We start from the raw sequence: 1,370 nt of genomic DNA, 5'->3' as shown, positions 1-1,370 counted from the left end.
CATAGGTATCTACACAAATCCCAAGTTTTGGGTTAAATTGAAGAGCATGCTCTTCAATTTAATATCTCCCATCTTGATACACGTCTCGTCAGACGATACAACGCCCTCGTAAAGCTTAATATGAATCCTCTTGCTTCACTTGCCCCTGCAATTAAGGAAATGGCCTCTGCCCAGAAGTCCAGTTTTGCAACCACCCAGGCAGTTTGGCGATTTCTCAATAATGAAAAAGTCTCTTTCAAGCAATTGAATGAGCCAATACAGCGACTTGCATTTGAACAGATTGATCAATCCTCTCACCCTTATGCGCTGATTATTCATGATTGGTCTCAACTGCAATATGTGAAACATAACAATAAAACTCAGCGTCTTCAAAGAACCCATCAATATGATTCAGGCTATGAACTGCAAAGCAGTCTACTGGTTGATGCGGCATCGGGGCTTCCCATTGCACCATTGGCTCAAACGCTATCTGACGCATCAGGCTGTTATTCCACATTCAGTGAACAATACAGCGAGCGAAAAACCCATTTGGATTCACTCGCAGAACAAATCAAAACGATCGAACAGTATCCGGTTGAGAAAACAAAAGTTCATATCATTGATCGTGAAGGTGACTCAATTGCCCATCTAAGAGCGATGAGCAAGAATCGCTTCAAATGGCTGATTCGGGCCAAAGAAGGTCATCGAGTTGAGTATCACGGTCAGACATACAAAGTTGGCGAGATTGCAGAAAAGATAGAAACGCATTCAATCAAAAATATTTCTTACAAAGGCAATCAGCATACTTTACATGTGGGTGAGACCCATATACGCATAACACGCGCAGCAAAACCAAAGCAGAAAGATAGCTCAGGGAAGCGGGTTGCTCCTGAGCAGGGAGATGCTGTCGATGCAAGGCTGGTTGTTTCTGTCGTTAAGGATTGTGACGGTAAAATTGTGGCGAGATGGTGTTTGCTGAGTAATGTTGCAATGGATATAGATACAGCAGAATTGAGTACATGGTATTACTGGCGCTGGACAATTGAGTGTTATTTTAAATTGCTTAAGCAGGCAGGACATGACGTTGAGGCATGGCTACAAACGACACCTCAAGCAATCCTGAGAAGGCTACTGATCAGTAGTATGGCTTGTGTGCTGACATGGCGAGTACAGCGTGGTACAGATGAGCAGAATATAAGAATTCGGGCATTTCTCACCCGAATTTCAGGTAGGCAACAGAAAAGGGGAAAATTAGAAAGTGCCCCTGCCATACTGGCAGGGCTTTCAATACTATTGAACACTCTTCAGTTGTTGTCAGAGTATTCGTCTGATGAGCTGAATGCGATTGCTCAGATCGCATTCAATTTATAAAAAATGTGTAGATACCTATG

Annotated in this window: 1 protein-coding gene; it reads left to right on the top strand. The window is 43.0% G+C overall.

Going from position 1 to position 1,370, the window contains the following annotated elements; all coding sequences use genetic code 11:
• The first annotated feature begins 120 nt into the window (after positions 1-120).
• On the top strand, positions 121-1,350 hold the full coding sequence (locus FTT94_RS16420; protein ID WP_180005658.1) for a transposase: 1,230 nt from the start codon (positions 121-123) through the stop codon (positions 1,348-1,350).
• Positions 1,351-1,370: the final 20 nt, after the last annotated feature.

The organism is Acinetobacter sp. YH12027, assembly GCF_013420085.1.
Taxonomy (GTDB): Bacteria; Pseudomonadota; Gammaproteobacteria; order Pseudomonadales; family Moraxellaceae; genus Acinetobacter; species Acinetobacter amyesii.
This window is presented reverse-complemented; position numbering and strand designations above follow the sequence as displayed.

Coding starts and splice junctions, on each gene's coding strand:
- FTT94_RS16420 (WP_180005658.1), top strand. CDS start 121: ATGAATCCTCTTGCTTCACTTGCCCCTGCAATTAAGGAAATGGCCTCT.